The organism is Aphanothece hegewaldii CCALA 016 (assembly GCF_003007785.1).
Taxonomy (GTDB): domain Bacteria; phylum Cyanobacteriota; class Cyanobacteriia; order Cyanobacteriales; family Microcystaceae; genus Chroococcus; species Chroococcus hegewaldii.
This window is the reverse complement of sequence record NZ_PXOH01000004.1, coordinates 227,868-250,565: the sequence shown is the minus strand read 5'-3', so window position 1 is coordinate 250,565 and position 22,698 is coordinate 227,868. Positions and strand designations below refer to the sequence as shown.

Sequence of the window (22,698 nt, the reverse complement as noted above, 5' to 3'; positions counted from 1 at the left end):
AGAGTATTCATGGAAGAAAATACCTTTGCAACATCAGCTTATATTGCTACCTCTTTAGAGACGACTTTTGATTATATCTACAGTCTAGAAAACTTGAATGACTGGACACTTTACAGCCGTATGATCGAACAAATTGACGAAAATACTTGGCTCGGAACAGCATCGGGTTATCAAAATAATCTATACTACCACGTCAGGAAAATCGAAAATTGTGCCATATCTGGGATTGAATGGCATTGTGGCTTTGAATATCAAAAATATTTTCAGGTTTATCCCGTTTTTCTGTTTCCTGCTAATTATATAGCTCCTGATACCGATGAAACTGGGGTCTATTTGCATTGGCTAAGTTTTGTCGATCCCAAACGGCGAACCCCAATGATTATGCAGGGAATCGAAACTGTGCATACATCCGAATGTCGATCGCTCAAAGCCATTTTAGAACGTCAAGCGGGTCATCAAGAAGCAGCACAGGGACGATACCGCATTTCAACAGACACGATTTATATTGATGCACCTATTGAAATGGGCTTTGAATATCTCAAAGATATGAAAAATACCGAAGATTGGGCGCATTTATTACGAGCTAAAGGAGAAATAACCGACGATAAAGGGGAATTTATCGATGAATACAATCAAAATGTTACCGTTACTTTCACCGCTTATGACCTCAAGAATTACTACTTAATCGAACAGGATTATTATTACCGCGATCGTAATTTTTATCAGCGTTGTCCAGTCGTGATTATTCCCTGTTCTTATGCGTTTGGTGATCCTTCGGCTCGTGGTTTTATCCAACACCGTATCACTTTTTGGCCAGTAGATCAGCCATTACGTCACGGCAAATTACAAATTCAAGATTTTGGAGCAGAAAGTATGAACATCAAGCGAATTTTAGAAGCAAAAGCAGGTAATACGGATACTTTTGCTCGTGGCATGAGTTATCAACTTCCTATACTGAGCCGTGAAAAATTAACAGTAAACACTTAACTTAAGCTAACGGTCCGATCTGTTTTTTTAGAGCAAAATAAAGACTTTTTGTCTTGTAAAAACCATCAATCTACTAACAAATTTCTTAAAACAATGAAACTCAAACAATTTACTTTTGCATTTTTTACTTGTAGTGTTGCTATTGTATCTGGAGCAGGAATCGCCGAAGCTGTAACCCTTACACCCATCGTCGAAGGGCTTAGTAATCCACGTGGGCTGTCTTTTGGGCCTGATGGTACGCTTTATGTATCAGAGCCTGGGATTGGCGGAAATGGCAACTGTCAGCCCTCTCCTAGTACTTTGTTTCAGCCGATCTGTGCGGGTAATACAGGTTCATACATTAAAGTTACATCCGATGGTCAACAAAGTAGTATACTCAATAACTTTCAATCTCTAGCAGAACAACCCACTGGTAATCAAGGCGCGGGACTTCAGGATCTACAGTTCGATTCTCTTGGTAACGCGTATCTTCTGACGGGGTTTGCTGGTTATCCGGGTAACCGCGATCTAGAATTAAATACTCTAGGGAGTCAATACCCGATTCCACCAGGACAAATTACTACTTTTCCTCCTTCTGCACCCGATGAAGTATTAAACACTCCTTTGTTAGCGCAACTATTTAAAGTAGACTTGAACACCGGAGAACTGACCAGTATTTTTGACTTTGGTGAGTATGAAATTACTAACAATCCTGACGGTGGGGACGTGGTGAGTAATCCCTATGACTTAACTATTAGTGGTGATACGGCTTATGTTATTGACGCAGGTGGAAACACTTCTTATAGTATTAAACTTAATGGTAGTGGGTTCGAGACAGTTGCTATCCCCGATAATATTGTTAGTAGTACAGTTCTGCCACCTCTCCCACCAGGAGTAGAGATCCCACCAGGTCTAGTCGAGTTTCTACCGCCAGAAGAACCAGGACAACCTCCTCGGATTGCCATTCAATCAGTCCCTACAGGTAATGCGATCGGGCCAGATGGTGCTTTATATGTTGGTGAGTACACGGGTTTTCCTTATCTTGATGGTGCAGCCCGCATCTTCCGAATTGCAGAAAGTGGGATACCAGAAATTTTCGCAGAAGGATTCAACCACATTACCGATCTAACTTTTGATGAAAATGGTAATTTGCTAGTTTTACAGTTTAGCGATGAGTCTCAGTTAGGTGGCGATATCCGATTTTTGCCAGGGTCTTTAATTAAACTTGCTCCTGATGGAACTCGCACTACCCTCGTTGCTGCGGGTGAAGGTTTGGAGTCTGCGGCAGGACTTGCGATCGGGCCTGACAATGAAATTTATATCACAAAACGCGGTGTAGGGCCGAATTTGGGTCAAGTTGTTCGAGTTGATCTTGATGCTGCAAGTGTTCCCGAACCTTCCTCAACTGTAGGTTTATTAGTATTTGCTGCTTTAAGTGGTGGTTTGTTATTAAAGCGTCAAGGTAGACAGCTTAAAGACGGTTCTGAGAATATCGGCAAAACAGAAACCACAGTGAAATAACGAATATTTGATAGGAGATTTACAATGAAAACGATCGCGCAATTTTCTCTTGCGATGGCAGGTGCTGGATTTTTGGGACTAATGACGGTTCCTAAAGCGTATTCACTAAGTCTTAGCTACGATAGTCAAATTGGTGCGCCTGGTTTTGCTCCCGGGCAGTTGTTTGTTCCTCAAGGGATCGGGGTACAGGATGCAACGGGCGATGTTTATGTTAGTAATGGTCGTGGACTTAATCCCGATGGTACTTTTAATGCCAATCTCGGCAACCGAGTCGATGTATTTAATGCTCAGGGTAACTATCTGCGATCGGTTGGTAGTGGTCGCCAAGGTAGCGGAGAGGGTTTCGATGAGCCAGCAGACTTAAAGTTCGACCCTGTTACGGGTGATCTGCACGTCGGTGATGTTTTCAATAGTGAAATCGATGTTTATAATCCCAACACGGGAGAATACATCAGATCTTATGGTTCCTTTGGTGGGCCTGTAGCGGGTCGGATTTTCTTCGGGCCTGGGGGAATGTCTTTCGGTGATGATGGCAATATCTATATCACTGATTTTAGTCTCGATGTGATCAAGGTTTACAATGCTGATAGTGGTCAACTTGTCAAGACTATTGGTAGCTCTGGCACTGGTTTAGGTCAATTTCAAGGACCCGCCGGGATCACGGTTTCCCCAAACACAGGCAGAATTTATGTAAACGATCAATACAACTATCGCGTTCAGGTCTTTGATCCAGATGGAACCCCTCTATTTGCCTTTGGCGAAAAAGGAAGCGCGTTAGGACAACTGCGAGAGGGGATCGGTTTAGAAGTGGATGAGTATGAGAATATCTACATTGCTGATTCACAGAATAGTCGTGTTCAGGTCTTCGATAAAAACGGTAATTTTCTAACCACTTTTGGTACTCCTGCTGCTGCCTCCCCTCCTGCACTGGGGGAACCTCCTTTCGGCAATCCTCTTGATCTGACACCAGGTACATTTAACTGGACGGCGGGTTTACATTACGACGATAGTAAACTTTATGTTGGTGATTTCTTCCAAGGTCGTGTCCAAGTTTTGAATGTTAGTGACGCAGCACCTCCAGATCCTTCTACCACTGTGCCTGAACCTTCTTCATTATTAGGATTAATTGGATATGCACTAAGTGCTATTTTTGTCAATAAATTCAGAAAACAAAAATAGTGATTTTTCTCTTGTTTGATCATTTTGCAAGGCTTAATCTGGATTATGGATGAAACAATTAATTTACTCAATCATTGGCTTTATCGACAGCTAGAACGAGAGAGTTGGGACTGGCTCACTCAACAAAGGCAACAGATTACAAGTATCCTCTCAGAGAGATTGCTTTTTTCTACCTTTAGTGCCGTATCTCGTCATGTCGGTAAAGACGATTTGATGTTACTTCCTCAAGACAGGCAAGCGTGTCAAACGGTTTGTTCTGATTGGTATCCAGGTCATTGGAATATTCAGCAGGTGGCGCGAACCCTTCTCGTTTTGTCTTGGCCCAATCAAAATCAAGACTTTTATTTACACACAATAGGAAAACTTTTTGCTACCGCTAATCTAGAGGAACTTGTTACCCTCTATCAAGCCTTGCCGATTTTATCTTATCCTGAACAGTTGCGCTTACAGGCAGCAGAAGGAGTTCGCTCTAACATGACGGCTGTAGTAGATGCTGTGGCTTTACAAAATCCCTATCCGGCTGAGTATTTTGATGACATTGCCTGGAATCAAATGATCTTAAAAGCTCTATTTGTCGGCAGTTCTCTCGATTTAATTCAAGGTCTTGAGCGAAGGGCTAATTCTACCTTAGCGCAAATGTTGAGCGATTATGCCCAAGAACGCAGATCGGCCAAACGGAGCGTACCGAATCAACTCTGGCAACTCGTCGAAACCTGTCCCCAATAAATTACTATAACTTTTTTATTTGCTGATGATGTACATCGATCCTCATATTCATATGTCTTCTCGCACCACCGACGACTATCAGGCGATGCGGGATGCTGGTATAGTGGCTGTTATTGAACCTGCTTTTTGGTTAGGACAACCTCGGACTCATGTCGGTTCTTTCCAAGATTATTTTAATAGTTTGATCGGTTGGGAACGCTTTCGGGCTAGTCAGTTTGGCATCTGTCATTACTGCACGATCGGTTTAAACTCAAAAGAAGCCAATAATGAAGCTTTAGCCGAAGCGGTTATGGAATTGTTACCCCTCTATGTCTGCAAAGATGGAGTGGTTGCGATCGGAGAAATTGGTTATGATGACATGACTCCTGCTGAAGATAAGTATTTCCGTCTCCAGCTAGAACTCGCTAAAGAAATGGATCTACTCGTTCTTGTTCATACACCACACCGCAACAAAAAAGCGGGTACCAGCCGTAGTATGGATGTTTGCAAGGAACATGGTCTAAAGCCAACACAGGTGATTATCGACCACAATAACGAAGAAACAGTGAAGGAAGTCTTAGATCGCGGTTTTTGGACGGCTTTTACCATTTATCCTAATACCATAATGGGCAATGCACGAATGGTCGAGATTGTGCGTCAATACGGAAGCGATCGCATTATTATCGATAGCAGTGCAGATTGGGGTATTAGCGATCCTCTTGCTGTACCGAAAACGGCTCAATTAATGTTAGAACGCGGTATCCCTCGAACCACTGTACAAGCTGTTTGTTATGGAAATGCTCTTGCTGCATACAGCCAAAGTGGACAGATGAAAGAAACGGACTGGCGAAACTCCCCACCTGTCGATCAAAGACAACTCTTTAACGGTAGTTCGGTCTTGCGAGGACAAAAACCTGTTACAGAAACCCCGCGCCATCCTGTTTTGATTGAATAGAAATTAGAGAAATTATGCAAATTTCAGATAAATTTCAAAATTACGGGTTAGCTTGTCTGCAACTAATGCGACCTGCCAATATCGTAACTGCATGGGCTGATATTCTGGCTGGTTTTGCCGTATCGGATGCGATAATAACTGATTCTACTTCTTTGGCTTGGTTACTCTTGGCAACGACGGGGCTTTATGGGGGCGGAGTGGTTTTTAATGATGTTTGCGATGCCCAACTTGATGCGATCGAACGACCAGAACGACCTATCCCTGGCGGTCGCATTTCCCTGCAAGCTGCAACGGTTTTAGGCATTCTGCTTTTAGGTGTGGGCATTCTTGCCGCCGCCCAAGTTTCCAGACTTAGCATGATTTTAGCTGTATCAATTGCGGTTTTGGCTCTAATTTACGATCGCTACAGCAAACATCATCCTTTGCTTGGCCCGCTTAATATGGGGCTTTGTCGGGGAGGAAATCTACTGTTAGGCGTTAGTGCAGTTCCTCTAATGATTAGCCAATTTTGGTATCTTGCTCTAATTCCCATTTTGTATATTGCTGCTGTAACTGCCATCAGTCGCGGTGAGGTAGCAGGGGGCGAACAGAAAACAGGTGCGATCGCTTTAGTTCTCTTCTCCATTGTACTAATCAGTTTACTAGCTCTTTCTTGGAAACCCTATTATAGTTTTCTTTTCGCTTTACCCTTTTGGGCTTTGTTTGCGGTGCGAGTGTTTCCTGTTTGGCTCAAAGCGACGACTCACCCTAGGCCGGAGATCATTCGTCAAGCAGTAAAAGTAGGTGTGATCTCTTTGATCCTTCTTGATGCAACCTTGGGGGCTGGTTTTACAGGTGGTTTGTTTGGTTTCCTGATTCTTGGTTTACTGCCTTTTTCTCTAGCTTTAGCACGATTATTTTCAGTCACTTAGTTTTGTAATAAAAATTATGACAATTAGTATTGAGCAAATCAGTCAAGCTTCTTTATCATTTCCGACAATTAAGCAACAAATACCGGTCACTTTTCGCTACAACGTTCATTTTACCGAACACTTATTCGATTTAGATAATCCTCTACTCGCTCAAGTAGTAGCGGCAGATAATAGATTATCCCCAAGGGGCGCGATCGCTATTGTCGATTCTGGGGTAGTACGCCATCATCCTAAATTACTCGAAAAAATCCAACTTTACGCCGATTGGTATCGAGATTATTTACACTTGTGTAATCTTCCTCTCGTCGTCACAGGCGGAGAAGTCGCCAAAAATGAACCGAAATCGGTACAAAGTCTTCATTCTCTCATTGATCGGGTGCAATTGTGCCGTCATTCTTACATCTTAGCCATCGGTGGGGGTGCAATGCTCGATATGGTGGGATATGCCGCCGCAACTGCTCATCGTGGGATACGTCTGATTCGTATTCCAACGACTGTACTAGGGCAAAATGATTCGGGAATCGGGGTAAAAAATGGCATTAATGCTTTTGGAAAAAAGAACTTTATCGGTACGTTTGCCCCTCCCTATGCGGTGATTAATGACTCTGATTTCTTGACGACTCTAGATGAGCGAGATTGGCGATCGGGTGTTGCTGAGGCGATTAAGGTAGCATTAATTAAAGATGCTGAGTTTTTTGCATATATTTGTACTAATGTCGATGCAATTGTGAGCCGAGATAAGGAAGTGATGCGGCAGATTATCTATCGTTGCGCTCAGTTACATTTAGATCATATTGCTAATAGCGGCGATCCTTTTGAAACAGGTTCATCTCGTCCCCTCGATTTTGGTCATTGGGTAGCCCATCGCTTAGAGCATTTAACAGATTATCGCTTACGTCATGGAGAGGCTGTCGCCATCGGTATTGCTCTCGATAGTACATATTCCTATCTGGCTCGTTTACTCTCCTATTCCCAATGGCAACAAATTCTTCATACACTCAAAAGACTTGGCTTTATTTTATTTGTTCCTGAATTAATCAATCATGATCTAAATCCTGCTAGGTGTCTTTTTCAAGGATTAACACAATTTCGTGAGCATTTAGGAGGAGAGTTAACGATCACTGTACTAGAAAAAATTGGCAAGGGAATCGAGATTCATGAGGTTGATCTTACTCTGTACCAACAGGCGATCGCTCTTTTACAAGAATTACACCGTAAGGGTTTGGTAACCAAACCCCTACCAGAAATCTGTACCTGAGCCACATAAAAATTGCTGTAATCTACTTTTTGCCGAAATTTTATGAAAATTAACAACGATCGCAATATTCATTTAACTTATTGCACTAATGTTCATTCGGGTGAAACTTGGTCACAAGTCTATACTAATTTAAAGCAGTATCTACCCTCTCTTAAAGCGCGACTTTCTCCTGATGCACCCTTTGGTGTTGGTTTAAGACTTTCGGATTTAGCAGCGCGAGAACTGTTGACACAACAGAACTTAGAACGATTTAAGTTTTGGTTAGCCGAGCAAGATTTATATGTCTTTACCCTTAATGGTTTTCCCTATGGTAATTTCCATCACTCTATCATCAAAGATCGGGTTTATGCTCCCGATTGGATTGAGCAAGATCGTTTGAAATATACCCAACGTTTACTTAAAATTCTCTCTATTTTATTGCCAAAAGGGATTGAAGGAAGTATCTCGACTTTGCCTTTGTCTTATAAACCTTGGTGGTACAGCAATCAAGTAGCCCTCGGAAAGCTCCTGACTGCTAGTTCCCTCCATTTGGCTCAATTAACGGCACAAATGAGCGATATTGAGCAGGACACGGGAAAAATATTACATTTAGATTTAGAACCCGAACCCGATGGATTAATCGAAAATGGGACAGAAGTTATTGATTTCTTTAAAGATTGGTTATGGCCAATTGGCAGAAAATATCTAGCCTTTAATCGTGGAATTAGTCTATCACAAGCTGAAGAATTATTACGAAAACACATACGGATCTGTTACGATACCTGTCACTTTGCGGTTGAATATGAAGATCCTGCTACAGTTTTTCGTCAGTTTCAATCTGTAGGAATTAAAATCGGCAAAATTCAGCTTAGTTCAGCCCTGAAAGTAGATTTAAGAACAAGCGATCGTTATGATGTATATCATCGCTTGCTTCCCTTTGCTGAATCCACTTACCTACACCAAGTCATCGAACAATGGGAAGATGGTACTCTACATCACTATCCAGATTTAATCGTTGCCCTTTTAGAATTAGAGCGATCGCCTGCCTGTGAATGGCGCACACACTTTCATGTTCCTATTTTCATTAAGGATTATCAACTTTTAGAATCTACCCAAGATCACATCATTGAAGTTTTACAACTTCTACAAACGTTTTCTACCTGTCACCATTTGGAAATTGAAACCTACACTTGGGATGTTTTACCTCCCACAATGAAGCTAGATTTATTTACTTCAATTGAACGGGAATATCGCTGGATTTTGCAGAAAATGTCAGAAATCAGGGAAACGAAAAAATTCTCGTCTCTACAAGGTGTTGAGCGATAATATGCAAAAAACTGTTGTTTTGAATGTCGTTGGATTAACTTCTAGTTTGCTGGAAAAGATGCCGTTACTGTCTCGTTGGGCATCTTGCGGACAAGTGGCAACAATTGAACCTATTTTACCTGCCGTGACTTGTTCAGTACAAGCGACTTATCTCACTGGAAAATTGCCCTCAGAACACGGAATAGTCGGCAACGGATGGTATTTTCGGGATGAATGTGAAGTCAAATTTTGGCGACAGTCTAATAAATTGATCCAGTCTCCTAAGATATGGGAAATGGCGAAATCGATCGATCCGACATTTACCTGTGCTAATCTTTTTTGGTGGTATAATATGTATTCCTCGGTGGATTATGCGATTACGCCACGCCCAATGTATCCCGCCGATGGTCGAAAAATTCCTGATATTTATACTCAACCGACTGGGATACGCTCATTAATTCAAGATGAACTAGGTCAATTTCCGCTATTTAATTTTTGGGGCCCGAATACATCTATTAAATCAAGTCAGTGGATCGCGGATTCTGCTAAATGGATCGAGCAACGCTACAGCCCTACTTTAACCTTAGTTTATTTACCTCACCTCGATTACTGTTTACAACGCTATGGCACTGATTTAGAACAAATACAACAAGATTTAACAGATATTGAGACTCTTTGTTTGGATTTAATTGATTTTTATGAAAAGCGAAATGCTCAGGTTATTATTCTTTCTGAATATGGTATTACGTCTGTTTTTCAACCCATTCATCTAAATCATCTTTTACGGGAAAATGGCTTACTTAAAGTGCGTCAGGAGTTGGGGAGGGAATATCTAGATGCAGGTACAAGTATCGCTTTTGCTGTTGCTGATCATCAAATTGCTCACATTTATATTAATGATCCAGACTATATCCCGAAAGTTTATGATTTGCTCTTAAATGCTCAAGGTGTAGCACAAGTTTTAGATGAATCAAGTAAAAAAACTTATGGTTTAGATCATCCTCGTTCTGGGGAATTAGTGGCGATCGCTCAAGCCGATGCGTGGTTCACTTATTATTACTGGTTAGACGATACAAAAGCCCCAGACTATGCTCGAACCGTCGATATCCACCGTAAACCAGGTTATGATCCTGTTGAACTTTTACTCGACCCTAAAATCAGATTTCCTAAACTCAAAATTGGCACTATTCTAGCTAAAAAACGGCTTGGTTTTCGTTCTTTGCTGGATGTGATTCCTTTAGATGCTTCTTTGATTCGAGGTTCTCATGGTTGTGTCAGTTCTTTTTCTGAAGAATGGCCGATCTTTATTACACAACAAGAATTTATTCCTTCAACAGCGATTAAAGCGACTGATATTTACTCGATAATCATGCAACATTTAATGAGCGTCTAAATAAAAATGCGACTAGAATAATTAATCCTAGCCGCACTTGACAAAATGACACACTTAGATATCAAGATCGGTTAAATTAAGTCTTGCTCCATGTGTTTCGATAAACTCTCGTCGTGGGGCAACGCGATCGCCCATGAGAATTGTAAATAACTCTTCTGCTTTGGCTGCATCTTCGATCTGAACTTGTTTCATCGTTCGGGTTTCTGGGTTCATGGTTGTATCCCAAAGTTGTTCGGGCATCATTTCGCCTAACCCTTTAAACCGTTGAATCGTGTAGTTAGCATTTGCGGGAAATTCAGCTATTTTTTGTTGTAATTCTCGCTCACTGTAACAGTAATAATGATTCTTGCCTCGTTCTAATTTATAGAGTGGAGGACAAGCAATATAAATGTAACCTTGATCAACTAACGCCCGTTGATAACGATAGAAAAAGGTGAGTAAAAGTGTTCTGATGTGCGAACCATCTACATCAGCGTCAGTCATGATCACGATGCGGTGATATCGTAATTGAGATGAGTCAAATTCTTCACCTTTGATCCCTAATCCCAGTGCCGTAATTAATGATTGTACTTCGTTATTTTTGTAGATTTTTGCATCATCTGTCTTCTCAATATTCAGGATTTTTCCTCTTAACGGAAGAATCGCTTGGAATCTTCTGTCACGTCCTTGTTTTGCACTGTTATGAACGAAAATTCCACTAGCTAATGCAAAATTATGAGTATGGGGAACCTCAATATCATAAACGTCATAGGTGTCGTCTAGATATTTTATTGAAACAATACGATGATTGTAATTCGTAATAGCTTCTTTTGCTTTACTAACATTACCTTCAAAGTATCTTGTGCAAAAGGTATCAAATTTTAGTAATGACTTATCTTTTGTCTGTAAACGATAAGTTTGATAAGCTTCTAAATCGATACATCCATGCTCAATTTCTACCTTTTTCAGTGCAGTAATCGTTTTATTGTAGTATGTCTGAGAAAGAGCAGCTTTTCTTTTTGCTCTAAATTCAGGTGTCCATTGTTCTTTTGTCTTTTCTCGTCTCCAGTCTAATAAAGATTCATTTTGCCATTGTTGTTTAGCAAAGTTAGAAAACTGTTGTCTAACTTCTGGATGGTCTACAAAATATTGATGAACTTTTTCTGCTTGTTTTTCTCGATTGTTTTCATTACTCCAGTAGAGTTGTTGAGATACATTTAATCGTTGATTGTTTTCTTGACGATATGTTTCATTACTGTCATAAAACTCACGCCATTTTGACACCATGTATTCTTTATATTCTTGATTCACCCACTGTGCTTTTGCTTGCTGTGAAAGAATTTCTTTAGTTTGTGGTTCCTGCATTCTTTGACTCATCCGAGTCCGAAACTCTTCTGTCTGATGTATTTGGCGACATTTTTCAACCACATCAGGACGGTGTAAAGTTTGATTGATCTGAATGCGATGTAAAGCTAAATGATCTTTAGCAGAAAGACGTTGAAGATTAGTCGGATTATTGTTCAGCTTGTTAAAGTCAACGTGATGACAATGCTCTCCATCTTCGGCTTTATAAACACCTTGCCAACGATTATACCAATCTGATAAAAGATGAGTGAATAGCCAAGAATCAGAACGAGGATTCCATACCATTTCATAGCCATCAATGGTGATCTTTGGTTCATTGATATCAGAATATTTCCGATATAAAGGCATTAAAGAATCATCTGAAGTTAGCAAAGCCGCAGGTTTGTAACTACCATCTCTCAACATAAAAAGATGGTCAGGGGTACAAATAAGAGTTTCTCCATTATCTAAAGTAACTTTGATAACCTCTGCATTCTTCTTAGTTACTCTTGCATTGATAATTTTTTCGATTCCAATTGTTCCATCTTGGCGAATTGTATAACCAAAGTGCTGTTTTCCTGCCTCTTGTTCAGCAACCAAGTCTTTAAAACTGATATTTCGACCATCAGCTAAGGCAACTTTTATATCGCCATGAAAACAACCACCCGCCGAATCGCCTTCGACGAGGTAGATTTCGGATTCTCTGGGATCTCTGGAACTACAATCGGCTAATTTACCTGGTAAGGGAGAAGATTCTAAAACGGATTTTCTGCGGACTAAATCTCTAGCGCGTCTAGCTGCTTCTGCTGCTTTGAATGCTTGAATGGCTTTTTCGAGAATTGAATCACCAATAGGGAGGTTAAATTCTAAGAATTCGTTGAGTTTTTCGCCAACCATTGAATCGACAAGTCCTCTAACTTCGGTATTGCCGAGTTTGGTTTTGGTTTGTCCCTCAAATTCAGGTTCGGGTACTTTGACGGAAATAACCCCCGTTAACCCTTCTCTGATATTCTCTCCGCTTAGATTTGACTCATTTTCTTTGATTTTGTTGCGTTTGCGGGCTAAGTTATTAAAAGTACGGGTTAGAACGGCTTTTAATCCTTCTAGATGAGTTCCTCCGTCAATGGTACGGATATTATTCGCAAATCCTAATAAGTTATCACTGTACGCATCAATGCACCATTGTAAAGCAACTTCGATTTGTACGCCGTTGCGCTCTCCTGATACATATATAATGTCTTTGTGTAGGGCTTCTTTTTCTCGACACATATACTCGACATACTCACGAATTCCCCCTTCATAGAAATAAACTTCCTGATGAGGTTCATCTTGTCTGTTATCGGTAAAGGTAATTCTGACACCTGCATTCAGATAAGCAAGTTCTCGTAGTCTTCCTGAAAGGGTACTATAGTCGAATTCGATGCCACCTGTAAAGATCTGAGTATCGGGAAGAAAAGTGACTCGTGTTCCTGTATGGGTTTCTTTACTCGGTTTGGACTGTAGTTCACCAATGGGTATTCCTCTTTCAAAGCGTTGGGTATGTACTTTTTTATCTCGCCATACCGTTACTTCTACCCATTCAGACAATGCGTTAACGACAGAAACTCCTACCCCGTGCAATCCTCCAGACACTTTATATCCACTATCACCGCCAAATTTACCGCCAGCGTGGAGAACGGTTAAAACAGTTTCTAATGCGGATTTTCCTGTAGTGGGGTGAATATCGGTAGGAATTCCGCGCCCGTTATCGGTTACAGTGACAGAACCATTAGCATTAATATCAATTTCGATGTGATCGCAATGTCCCGCTAATGCTTCATCAATTGAGTTATCAACGACTTCATAGACGAGGTGATGCAGTCCTTTGGGGCCTGTCGTCCCGATATACATCCCAGGACGCTTACGAACGGGGTCTAATCCTTCAAGGACTTGTATCTGTTCTGCACCGTAATTACTGGTCATAGAGTTTCCTATAAATTGGCTGATATTCGTTATCTGCTTTATCAAAGACAAAATCCTCAAAAATTCTAACACAAATGGGTTACAGACTGCTTAAAGTGGTTCTGTGATGAAGTTTATTTAGGGGGTGTAGCGAACGAGTGATAAATAGCGATCGTTGTTTATGCAGCTAAGTACAATCATACCATATTATTCACTAAAATTTTTTGTAGTATGCTATTGACACACTCGTATTATATGTAGTATATTATAAGACATGAGGAAAAAAACCTCGAAGACCGTTTCTGCCATGTGTCCCGACGTGATCAAGCTTACATACTGGTTAATCGGTTAATCCCGTAGTAGGTTCGAGTCCTACAGTCTCCGCCAATCTTGGAGATTAAAAAGTAACTAGCTGTTCTGACTTACACGAGGTGGAAGCCCTTTAATTACTTAAAATATGGAGGTGATGAGCGATGATTCATGTACGTTTTGAAGGCCGTTCTTTTGATGTGAATGAAAGACAGGTTAATATTGCTGGGAATATGAGCGATCGCGCTATTAAAGAACAACTCGCCAGACATCTCGAAGTCAATAGCGATCAATTGAATACATATGTAGTTGATCGTCGTCCTAGTGGTGATTTTATCATCCGACCTGAAGCAGTTTACGGTTAAAAAAGGAGCTTAAAACAATGAAATGTAATAAAAAATTAGTTTACCAAAATCCAGCCAACCAGGAGGTACAAAATTATGAACCTCCCTAATTAAATTCTCATTTGTTGTAATATGAGCGAACATCGATTAGGTGAAATTGTTATCGAACGTCCCAGAGGTGGGAGTCGATGCAGTTCCAGAAGACTCAAGGGAGTTAAAAAAGAACTGGATCGAATCACTAAAGAAGCAACTGAAGATGGTTTACTAAGTCCTTATTTAATTAAAGTCAAAGATAAAAGTAAAGATCTTTCTGATCATTTAGGCCCTTTACGTCGTCTCTTGCGTTCTAAAGTGGGTCAACCTTGGGATCAAGTGTACAGTGAACTTTGTCAGCAACTTAAACCGAATACACTAACAGGACTACACGTTATTTCTCATCTATGGGATTATGTCGTACTTCATGTAGAAATGATTGACGGAGTACCCTATCATAAGGCAAGTGCAAGTCATAGGAGATATGGGCCACTCGGAAGTTATTATCAGGATAATTATTTTGTCCATCCCGAAACGAGAATACTTTGTTTAGCACCCAAAGTTACTAATTTCAACAAAAAACCGAAAAAACCAGATGATCTTATTTGGATTGATGACTATCATCAGTATCGTAAAATCGATGATATTTGGTACGTGATCACCTTTAAGGATTTCACACCATATTTAGTAGTAACAGATGTCGTTTTAAAGGTTCCGATGACTTCTAAGATTGCATATGATGAATATAAAAAACAGATTTATGCAGCACATAAAAGACAATGTAGCAAACGAGAACTTAAGCTGATTCAAGTCCGCAGGGATGAATAAAAATTACAATATCAAAACCGTCAGAGAATAAATTCTCTGTCTCACAGCTTAAGTCGGTTGAAACCGACTCACCATAAAAAAGTTGATTCATTTTCACGGATTTTGATAAACCCGCACACTGTAATAGTTTTAGTCCATTTCAATGGACTTTGGCTATGAGGCAGTGAATTCATTCGCTGACTTCGCACCCCAACCAGATTAGCTTACATACCAACAATCGTGGGTTCAACTCCCATCAATCCCGTTAGGGGTTGTAGCAAAGCGGTAATGCACTGGTTAAACATCGATCGCTAATCGAACTTGTGCGAAGTTCAAGAATAATATCAAATCGTACCCTCACCAGATTAGCTTACATACTTGGGAGCTACTATCTTATTAGATTACATGGGTTCAAATCCCATCGAACCCGTTTGGGTTTGTAGCAGAGTGGTTAAATGCGGTAGAAAATGTACAAATCGCTAATCGAACTTGTACGACGTTTTCAAAAAAATCTCACATCGCACCCCAATCTAAAAAGCTTACATACAAACTCTCTTGCAACGAGAATCAGCTTGAAAAACTGAATCTGTATAAACCAGCTTTTTGAACTTGTGCGAGGTGGTTAAAAAATCCTAGTCGTGTCCCAACCTATAAAGCTTACATACTAGCTCATTTTGGTAGAGCATTCGTCTCATAAACGAAGTGTAGCAGGTTCAATTCCTGCGTATAAAACAACAGCTTTCTATACTTACACGATCGGGATTTTAAAAAAACATCTAAAAAAATATTGTTTATTCCGTACCCAGACAGGGGAAGCTTACATACTCTACCAAAAAAACATAGGTGCGTATGGAGAAATACGCGGCAGGCCCGAACCTTAAAGCGGGTATCCTGAATAAGGAGAGCTTCCCTGACTTGTACGGTATTATGGAGGTTACATAAATTGAATATCGCAGAACGTGACTTACGTTTGGAAATGCTCAACAGCTTATTAACGACTCCTCACCGTAAGCTTGAGCAAGTTAAAGAAATTCATGATTTAATTATCGAACTTGATCCAATATTCTACGGACACTTAGCAATTTGGTATCAAAGAAATGGAGATGTACGAGATCACAAAGAGGTTTTTGTTAGCTACTTGTTAACCAGTTCTCTGACAGAACACCGTGACGCAGGTTTTATGATGCTGCAAGAGTTCCCACCCTATCAAGTGGCTCGTGTGGTAGACTTCATGAAACAAACGTTAGGTAAATTACCTCGTTCTGCTAAAACTGCGGTCACTCGTTATCTGAAAGTACGGGAAAAAAATCCGACTCAGTTCGATCGTGCCGTATTACGGGCTAAAAATGCAATGAAACATTTATACGCTTCACTGCACATTAAACCCTCGGAACGTGCAAACGCGATCTTGTTTCATGAACAACCCCCCGAAGGTTCTCCATTAGCTGCATTAAAACTGTTAGCGAAAGCAGAAACAGCCGCAGATCAAGCGAGAATGATTGTAGAGTACGACATTCCTTATACCGTTGCAGTCGGTGCAGTTAAACAAATTACTCCGACGGTCTTGGTAGCTTTGATCAATAGTATGACACCGCAAGAGGTGATCAATAACCTGAAGTCTCTAAAAACTAAAGGCGCAATGGATCACCCTGAAGTGAAACAATTAATTGATAGTAAGCTAGAAGAAGCGAAAAAAAGTAACCGAGTCTCTGCATTCAAAGCGAAAGTTGCTGCTGATGTTGTTGAGTTGGATAGCGAAACGGTAGCCCGACTCGAACAAGTGACTAATGAACAAGTCAAAAAACGGGGTACAATTACTCGTGCGACTGCTTTATTAGTCGATAAATCGGGTTCAATGCAACGAGCGATCGAAGCAGGTAAACAGGTAGCAGCGTTGATCTCTGGGATTACGGAAGCAGAATTATTTGTCTATGCGTTTGATACGATTCCCTATACTGTAACTGCAACAGGGAAAGAATTAACCGACTGGGAAAAAGCTTTCCAAAACATCAATGCAGGTGGTGGTACAAGTATCGGTACAGCATTAGAAATGATGCGACGCAAAAAACAAATCGTTGATCAAATTATTCTTGTAACCGATGAAGGAGAAAATACTGCACCCTACTTCACAGAAGTATACAAAACTTACTCCCGTGAATTTGCGGTCATGCCTAATGTTGTAATTGTTCGAGTCGATAGCAATTATGATTGGTTAGAACGACAATTAAAACAAGAACATTTACCTGTCGAAACCTTCACTTTTGCGGGTGACTACTATTCTTTACCGAACTTGGTTCCTCTATTAACTCGTCCTTCTCGTTTAGAGTTGTTGATGGAAATTATGGAGATGCCTTTACCAGTACGGAAAGATAAGTAATGATCTAAGGTAGAGACGCTAAATTTAGCGTCTTTACTCTTTCCCTCTAATAACTGATGTTACGCCATTAAAACTAATTAATAGCAAACTCAGTTAAAGCACGTCTTTCAGGACGATAGAATCCTAAAACAATATCTTCTTTTTTAATTCCTAAATCTAATAACTCTTGAGTAATTCCAGTTTCTAAACCATCCCATTCAACCCAAATTTTATCATTTTGAATTCTTAAATGAAAAACAACAGCATGAACACGTCCTGTATTATCCCATCCGAGATCCATTAACATATAATTATCATTTTTAGTATCACATATTGCCAATGCTTCAATCTGTCCGTGACTAGGTTTATAAGCTTGATGTTTATTAAGAACCTTTTGAATAGCTTTTCGATAGGTATTTAACTTATCCATTGAATAATCTCCTCTAAATTTGGGTCAAAAACTAATAAATTAATTTTTTGATCTAAAATAATTTCTTGAATAGCAGGTCTTTGAAAAAAATCTAAATAAATATCATTAGCAATAGCCAAGTAAATTTTTCTATCAGGATGAAGGCGGTGTATGAATGTTCGATATATATTATACTGTCCAACTGCTTTTTGTAATTCTGTAATAAGTGAAAGACTATTAAAGACTTTAATTTCAACAACAATTTTTTGTTGATCTCTAATAGCAGTAAACAGTCTTTCCGCACCTAGATCAGCATACAGTCGCAATCCCTTAAATTCAATTATAAACGGATCATCTGTAATAATCCAGCCATCTTTGATTAAGGCGGCTCTCACAACATTATGATAAAAGTCATACTTAGGCATCTAACAAAAACTTAAAATTTTTTCATTTTAATTTTACCATGTCCAAAATCCGTAAACTTTTAGAACAAATCGCCGCACAAGAAAACCAACTACGAGTAACACAATTTTTTGCACCTTGTGTCAAAGGAGGAAAAGTTAAAACAAAAGTAGCTGGTATGATTTATAAATTTGCTCCCAAACCCCAAAATTTTGAAGGATGGGGCATCTTTCAAGCCGAAAATGAGAAAATAGCCAAACTTGTTGACCAAGCTGATTTATGGCAAATATCGGAATATTTAAATTATTTTCCCTCATTTCGTTTACGGTTAGCGTATCGTCTTTCTGGCAAAACTTGGTTAGCTTATCCAGTTAGTGAAGCAGATGTGAAACAACGTTTAGGAAAAGTTAAACCAATACCTGTTCATCTTGTTATAGAAGGTGGACGCTTTGAACAAATAATAGCTCGTTTTGATGGTCATACTTGGTGGTTTGAAGAAGTTGATCGTAGAGGTGATTTTAAAATTGTCGATCAACTTAAATCTTCTCTAAAACAATTGGTTTCTGTTCAAAAGCTATCAATTAAAGGAATGACACCAGAAATAAAAACTGTTTATGATCTAGTGACTCAAAAAACAGAAGGATTTACTCAATACAGTGATGAAAGACGTTTGAAAAATGCTCTTAAACTTGGAGGTGGTGATTTACAAGAATTTCAAGATAGAGGTGATTATTGGACAGTAAATTGGATAACTTCAGATGGTGAACATCATATTAGTGCTATTTCTAAAAATGATCTTACTGTTGTTAGTTCGGGTATCTGTTTAAGCGGAAAAGATCGAGATTTTGACTTACAATCTTTAGTCGGTGTCATCGAACACCGTTAACCGATGTCTATTTTTTTTCATGAACAACTGTATCGTACAAATGAACTGATGAAGCAATTAGAAAAGTATCCGATCGCTATTTGTGGTGCGGGTGCTTTGGGTGCTAATATTACTGAAAACTTAGCGAGATCGGGATTTAGTCAGTTAAAAGTGATTGATTACGATCGCATCGAAGAACAGAATTTATCTACCCAACCTTATTATCGTTCGGATGTGGGAGCGTTTAAAGCAAAAATTCTCGCAAATCATCTGTATCGTGCAGTTGGAGTGAAAATAGTCGCAGTTACCGATAAATTAACCCCCGAAAGTGTTACATCTTTACTAAAGGGAAATTTAGTCATCGATGCTTTTGATAACAGTATAGCCAGAGGAATCGTGAAAGAACACTGCGATCGCAAATCAATTTCTTGTCTTCATGCGGGTTTATCGAGTGATTATGCTGAAATCATTTGGAATGAAATCTATCGTGTACCATCGGATATTAATGATGATATCTGTGATTATCCTTTAGCGAGAAATTTAGTAATGTTGACGGTAGCGGTGACTTGCGAGACAGTGATTAACTTTATTGCAACAAAACAAAAACCCAGTTACAGCATCACTTTAAAGGATTTATCCATTCAACCTTTAGTCTAAATGTAGGGGTAGGGAGTCCAAACCCTCACTCCTTACCCAACCAATAAATAAACCCTCACCTTGCTATTTCTCTTTTTTCAGATAAACTAGGTTGCAATCGTTTAAATCAGTCTGTGACTGGATTATGAATCTAGAAAAAAATCTATTACCTATTGCTGTAACTACAGTTGCGACTCTGTTTCTCTGTGTTGTTTTAGCATTATTATTCGATGCTAAAGCAGCATTACTCGGACTTTTTTTGATTCCGGGTGCGGTGGTAGCATTTCAAAATCCCCGTTTAGGTTTATTAGCACTTTTAATTTATCTTCCTTTTAGTAGTACGATCGCTTTTTCTGTGGTTAAAGTATTTACTGTCATTGGGAACTATATTAAATACAGTAAATCCTATCCTTTATTCAAAATTGCTAAAGATGCGTTTTATTTTCCTGCATTACTTGGTATTATTTTATCGGGTGAAGCTTGGCCAAAACTGCGAGCAAAAACGAAACCGTTACTAATTGCGATCGCTATTCTTTGTGGGTTCTGTTTATTAACCTTTTTATTCGTCAATCTTCCTAATAACGGTTTGTCTAAAGGATTAATAGGAATCAAAATATTACTCGGTTATATTCCTTTAATACTGTGCGGCTATTATTTAATACAACAACCCAAAGATTTATCTACAATTACCCGTTTATTAGTCGTTTTAATTATTATTTGCTGTACGCTCGGTCTAGTTCAATATTTCTTGTTATTACAGGGAATTTGTCCGAATAATATCACTTTAAATAAGCTTCCTTCGATAGTTGATTTGTCTCAAACTAAATATTATCCAGATATCACCAACAAAGCAACACTTAAAGCAAATTGTTTAGTAGGTGGTTCTATCCTTTATAATCCAAAATTGGACTTAATTCGTCTTTCTGGTACATTTTCCGATCCTTGGCAATGGGGATGGTTTCTCATTTCTAGTGCATTTATTACCTATGCTGTTTGTTTTAGTGATCCGTCGAAATCTTGGCGGATTATTAGTTGGTTTGCTATGGGAATAGTTTTAGTTACAACACTCATTTCTGGCCAAAGAATCGCTTTAATTCTAGTTCCTATAATTTATATAATTTTATTATTAGTGACCGAAAAGCGAAAACAAACATTAGTTATTAAATTAATAATATTATGTACATTAGTTGTTTTCCTAGTCACTCAAATTGGTATTGTAGAGCAGCGTGTTGATGATTTAGTAGAGCGATGGATGTACTCACCACCACATGAATTTATCGCTAAACAATTTGTTTGGATGTCGAGTCGTCTGAGTTTATTCGGACAAGGTTTAGGTGGTTCTACCAGTGGTGCGCGTCGTTTGACGGAAGAAGGAACGTTATTAATTGAAACCTATTACGTTAAATTACTGTATGAGATTGGAGTACTCGGATTTATCGCATTTATGACAGTCGTTTCAATTCTTTCTTTTCTAACATTTAAAGCTTATCGTTCTATTCGTAATCCTGCTTTACGACATTGGGGGCTTTGTGTTTGGATTTTCGTTTTATTTATTAGTTATAATCCATATTATTATCCTTTATCTGTTGAACCTGTTTCGATTTACTATTGGTTATTTGCTGGAATATTATTAAAATTGCCCGAAATCGAAAATAATATTAATCCTACAACAAAAACAATTGAGCCAGAAATTGAACAAGGCGAGCCTTGAGTAAAAATACTGAGAAAAAATTCCTTAAATTCTCTGAGGACAAAAAGATTAAAGATGAAGTATCTTAGAAATAGACATACTATCGGCGCTTTTGTCAAGGCTAATCACTCCTTAATGCTAGATTCTAGGGTCACATTTCATCAACAATTAAATGCTGAAGATTTAATCTGGCGATATGAACAAGGTGAGCGTGAGTTCGGAGCCGTCGATCTTCAACAAATTGATCTGATTCGTCTTAATCTTAGGGACATTAATTTAAGTCGTTGTTCTTTGGATTGGTCGAATTTAAGTGCATCCGATTTAAGTCATGCTAATCTAAACCGTGCGGATTTGAATCATGCGAAGTTATTAGGAACCAATTTAACTGAAGCTAATTTAGCGAGTGCTAATTTTAGTGAGGCTGATTTAAGTTGGGTAAATTTACAGGGTGCAATTCTCACGGGTGCGGATTTTAGTGAAGCCAATTTGAGACAGGCTAAATTGATTAATGCGGATTTAAGTTGCGCGAATTTGAGAGGAGCAAATTTAACAGGAATTGATTTAACTGGCGTTAATTTATGTCGAGCCGATTTGAGACAAGCTAATTTATCGGGCGTTGATCTCAGTGGAGCTAATTTATGTCGAGCCGATTTGAGTGGGGCTAATCTCAATGGGGCTGATTTAAGTCATACTAATCTTTATAAAGCTGATTTAAGTAATAGTTATCTTCGACAAGTTAATCTAGAAAATGCTTTTTTAAAAAGAGCTAGTCTCCGTCGAGCTAATTTAAAAGGTGCTAATTTAAGTGGTGCTGTTTTTCGAGAAATTAATTTAAGTATTGTTAGTTTATCAGAATTTAATTTACAATCGGTTCTTTTATCCAGTCGAATTAATTTAAGTTCAGCGAATCTCAGCGAAGCAAATTTATCAAAAGCCATTCTTACAAAATCTAATTTAAGTTATGCACTTCTCCACGAAACCGCTTTAATAGAAGCTAGTTTACAAGGAGCTAATTTAACTGACGCTTCCTTACTTAATGCCGATTTACGAGGAGCAATGTTAAAAAATAGTAGCTTAAGTGATATTAATTTAACTGAAGCAACAATGCCAGATGGTAGCGTTCATCCTTAAATCAAAGGGATTAGACATCATCTTAATCACCTTCAATAATAAACCCAACTTCAGGAATATACATTACGGCTTTTCCTAATGTTAATGGATCAAGATTGCCCCAATCATAAGGTTCATATTCATCAAGTTGAGATAATTCAGAATCTAACCACGCATCATCTTCAAAAGATTTATGCAAAATAAGTTCGTCATTATTTGTTTGTTGTTTAAGAGGGTCAATAAATTGAGTCATAAAACTTACCTTAAAAATTAGTCCTTATTATCTTAGCAATTTTCTCAA

General features: G+C 39.0%; 20 protein-coding genes and 1 tRNA gene. 17 read left to right on the top strand and 4 right to left on the bottom strand.

The genetic code is table 11. The features are described 5' to 3' along the window. The first annotated feature begins 9 nt into the window (after positions 1-9). From scyC to C7H19_RS05790, 9 genes are all read left to right on the top strand, one after another. Positions 10-987, top strand: a complete 978-nt coding sequence (gene scyC / locus C7H19_RS05830; protein ID WP_106455945.1) for a scytonemin biosynthesis cyclase/decarboxylase ScyC — start codon at positions 10-12, stop codon at positions 985-987. 93 nt (positions 988-1,080) lie between these two features. Continuing rightward, on the top strand, positions 1,081-2,487 hold the full coding sequence (locus tag C7H19_RS05825; RefSeq protein WP_106455944.1) for a ScyD/ScyE family protein: 1,407 nt from the start codon (positions 1,081-1,083) through the stop codon (positions 2,485-2,487). A gap of 24 nt (positions 2,488-2,511) precedes the next feature. Beyond that, on the top strand, positions 2,512-3,666 hold the full coding sequence (gene scyF, locus C7H19_RS05820) for a scytonemin biosynthesis PEP-CTERM protein ScyF (RefSeq protein WP_106455943.1): 1,155 nt from the start codon (positions 2,512-2,514) through the stop codon (positions 3,664-3,666). A gap of 45 nt (positions 3,667-3,711) precedes the next feature. After that, complete coding sequence (locus C7H19_RS05815; RefSeq protein WP_181280539.1) at positions 3,712-4,392, top strand: EboA domain-containing protein; 681 nt, start codon at positions 3,712-3,714, stop codon at positions 4,390-4,392. A 25-nt stretch (positions 4,393-4,417) separates the two neighbouring features. Further along, positions 4,418-5,326, top strand: coding sequence for a TatD family hydrolase (locus tag C7H19_RS05810; RefSeq protein ID WP_219907590.1), 909 nt, complete (start codon positions 4,418-4,420; stop codon positions 5,324-5,326). A 14-nt stretch (positions 5,327-5,340) separates the two neighbouring features. Further along, complete coding sequence (gene eboC / locus C7H19_RS05805) at positions 5,341-6,237, top strand: UbiA-like protein EboC (RefSeq protein WP_106455941.1); 897 nt, start codon at positions 5,341-5,343, stop codon at positions 6,235-6,237. Between the two features lie 16 nt (positions 6,238-6,253). Next, on the top strand, positions 6,254-7,495 hold the full coding sequence (locus tag C7H19_RS05800; RefSeq protein WP_106455940.1) for a 3-dehydroquinate synthase: 1,242 nt from the start codon (positions 6,254-6,256) through the stop codon (positions 7,493-7,495). A 42-nt stretch (positions 7,496-7,537) separates the two neighbouring features. Further along, a complete protein-coding gene (eboE, locus tag C7H19_RS05795) occupies positions 7,538-8,800 on the top strand; it encodes a metabolite traffic protein EboE (RefSeq protein ID WP_106455939.1) in 1,263 nt (420 codons plus the stop codon). 1 nt (position 8,801) lies between these two features. Then, on the top strand, positions 8,802-10,172 hold the full coding sequence (locus C7H19_RS05790; protein WP_106455938.1) for an alkaline phosphatase family protein: 1,371 nt from the start codon (positions 8,802-8,804) through the stop codon (positions 10,170-10,172). 54 nt (positions 10,173-10,226) lie between these two features. Here the strand turns inward: C7H19_RS05790 and gyrB are convergent, their stop codons facing one another. Continuing rightward, entirely contained in the window at positions 10,227-13,457 is a 3,231-nt protein-coding gene (gyrB, locus tag C7H19_RS05785; protein ID WP_106455937.1) for a DNA topoisomerase (ATP-hydrolyzing) subunit B, read from the bottom strand. Positions 13,458-13,909: 452 nt separating this feature from the next. Between gyrB and C7H19_RS05780 the strand changes: the two genes are divergently transcribed. From C7H19_RS05780 to C7H19_RS05765, 4 genes are all read left to right on the top strand, one after another. Then, the gene (locus C7H19_RS05780; protein WP_106455936.1) at positions 13,910-14,110 is read left to right on the top strand and encodes a hypothetical protein; all 201 of its coding nucleotides are present in this window, start codon (positions 13,910-13,912) and stop codon (positions 14,108-14,110) included. Between the two features lie 111 nt (positions 14,111-14,221). After that, positions 14,222-14,950: a hypothetical protein gene (locus C7H19_RS05775; protein ID WP_106455935.1), complete on the top strand. Its 729-nt coding sequence runs from the start codon at positions 14,222-14,224 to the stop codon at positions 14,948-14,950. Between the two features lie 639 nt (positions 14,951-15,589). Continuing rightward, positions 15,590-15,659: transfer RNA gene (locus C7H19_RS05770), tRNA-Met, on the top strand. Positions 15,660-15,872: 213 nt separating this feature from the next. Beyond that, complete coding sequence (locus C7H19_RS05765) at positions 15,873-17,306, top strand: vWA domain-containing protein (protein ID WP_106455934.1); 1,434 nt, start codon at positions 15,873-15,875, stop codon at positions 17,304-17,306. Between the two features lie 73 nt (positions 17,307-17,379). Here C7H19_RS05765 and C7H19_RS05760 read toward each other — a convergent pair whose 3' ends face one another. Both C7H19_RS05760 and C7H19_RS05755 read right to left on the bottom strand, forming a co-directional pair. Beyond that, positions 17,380-17,715: a XisI protein gene (locus C7H19_RS05760; RefSeq protein WP_106455933.1), complete on the bottom strand. Its 336-nt coding sequence runs from the start codon at positions 17,713-17,715 to the stop codon at positions 17,380-17,382. After that, positions 17,703-18,119, bottom strand: a complete 417-nt coding sequence (locus C7H19_RS05755; protein ID WP_106455932.1) for an element excision factor XisH family protein — start codon at positions 18,117-18,119, stop codon at positions 17,703-17,705. The genes C7H19_RS05760 and C7H19_RS05755 overlap by 13 nt, the downstream gene beginning before the upstream one ends. Positions 18,120-18,157: 38 nt before the next feature. On the opposite strand from C7H19_RS05755, the gene C7H19_RS05750 reads away from it, so the two are divergent. The 4 genes from C7H19_RS05750 to C7H19_RS05735 all read left to right on the top strand — a co-directional run bounded on the left by C7H19_RS05750 (position 18,158) and on the right by C7H19_RS05735 (position 22,418). Beyond that, the gene (locus C7H19_RS05750; RefSeq protein ID WP_106455931.1) at positions 18,158-18,982 is read left to right on the top strand and encodes a hypothetical protein; all 825 of its coding nucleotides are present in this window, start codon (positions 18,158-18,160) and stop codon (positions 18,980-18,982) included. Positions 18,983-18,985: 3 nt separating this feature from the next. Beyond that, a complete protein-coding gene (locus C7H19_RS05745) occupies positions 18,986-19,618 on the top strand; it encodes a ThiF family adenylyltransferase (protein ID WP_106455930.1) in 633 nt (210 codons plus the stop codon). Between the two features lie 124 nt (positions 19,619-19,742). Next, entirely contained in the window at positions 19,743-21,308 is a 1,566-nt protein-coding gene (locus C7H19_RS05740; RefSeq protein ID WP_106455929.1) for a hypothetical protein, read from the top strand. 114 nt (positions 21,309-21,422) lie between these two features. After that, positions 21,423-22,418, top strand: a complete 996-nt coding sequence (locus tag C7H19_RS05735; RefSeq protein WP_106455928.1) for a pentapeptide repeat-containing protein — start codon at positions 21,423-21,425, stop codon at positions 22,416-22,418. A gap of 22 nt (positions 22,419-22,440) precedes the next feature. Here the strand turns inward: C7H19_RS05735 and C7H19_RS05730 are convergent, their stop codons facing one another. Next, positions 22,441-22,650: a hypothetical protein gene (locus tag C7H19_RS05730; protein WP_106455927.1), complete on the bottom strand. Its 210-nt coding sequence runs from the start codon at positions 22,648-22,650 to the stop codon at positions 22,441-22,443. Between the last annotated feature and the right edge of the window lie 48 nt (positions 22,651-22,698).

Coding starts and splice junctions, on each gene's coding strand:
- scyC (WP_106455945.1), top strand. CDS start 10: ATGGAAGAAAATACCTTTGCAACATCAGCTTATATTGCTACCTCTTTA.
- C7H19_RS05825 (WP_106455944.1), top strand. CDS start 1,081: ATGAAACTCAAACAATTTACTTTTGCATTTTTTACTTGTAGTGTTGCT.
- scyF (WP_106455943.1), top strand. CDS start 2,512: ATGAAAACGATCGCGCAATTTTCTCTTGCGATGGCAGGTGCTGGATTT.
- C7H19_RS05815 (WP_181280539.1), top strand. CDS start 3,712: ATGGATGAAACAATTAATTTACTCAATCATTGGCTTTATCGACAGCTA.
- C7H19_RS05810 (WP_219907590.1), top strand. CDS start 4,418: ATGATGTACATCGATCCTCATATTCATATGTCTTCTCGCACCACCGAC.
- eboC (WP_106455941.1), top strand. CDS start 5,341: ATGCAAATTTCAGATAAATTTCAAAATTACGGGTTAGCTTGTCTGCAA.
- C7H19_RS05800 (WP_106455940.1), top strand. CDS start 6,254: ATGACAATTAGTATTGAGCAAATCAGTCAAGCTTCTTTATCATTTCCG.
- eboE (WP_106455939.1), top strand. CDS start 7,538: ATGAAAATTAACAACGATCGCAATATTCATTTAACTTATTGCACTAAT.
- C7H19_RS05790 (WP_106455938.1), top strand. CDS start 8,802: ATGCAAAAAACTGTTGTTTTGAATGTCGTTGGATTAACTTCTAGTTTG.
- gyrB (WP_106455937.1), bottom strand. CDS start 13,457: ATGACCAGTAATTACGGTGCAGAACAGATACAAGTCCTTGAAGGATTA.
- C7H19_RS05780 (WP_106455936.1), top strand. CDS start 13,910: ATGATTCATGTACGTTTTGAAGGCCGTTCTTTTGATGTGAATGAAAGA.
- C7H19_RS05775 (WP_106455935.1), top strand. CDS start 14,222: ATGAGCGAACATCGATTAGGTGAAATTGTTATCGAACGTCCCAGAGGT.
- C7H19_RS05760 (WP_106455933.1), bottom strand. CDS start 17,715: ATGGATAAGTTAAATACCTATCGAAAAGCTATTCAAAAGGTTCTTAAT.
- C7H19_RS05755 (WP_106455932.1), bottom strand. CDS start 18,119: ATGCCTAAGTATGACTTTTATCATAATGTTGTGAGAGCCGCCTTAATC.
- C7H19_RS05750 (WP_106455931.1), top strand. CDS start 18,158: ATGTCCAAAATCCGTAAACTTTTAGAACAAATCGCCGCACAAGAAAAC.
- C7H19_RS05745 (WP_106455930.1), top strand. CDS start 18,986: ATGTCTATTTTTTTTCATGAACAACTGTATCGTACAAATGAACTGATG.
- C7H19_RS05740 (WP_106455929.1), top strand. CDS start 19,743: ATGAATCTAGAAAAAAATCTATTACCTATTGCTGTAACTACAGTTGCG.
- C7H19_RS05735 (WP_106455928.1), top strand. CDS start 21,423: ATGCTAGATTCTAGGGTCACATTTCATCAACAATTAAATGCTGAAGAT.
- C7H19_RS05730 (WP_106455927.1), bottom strand. CDS start 22,650: ATGACTCAATTTATTGACCCTCTTAAACAACAAACAAATAATGACGAA.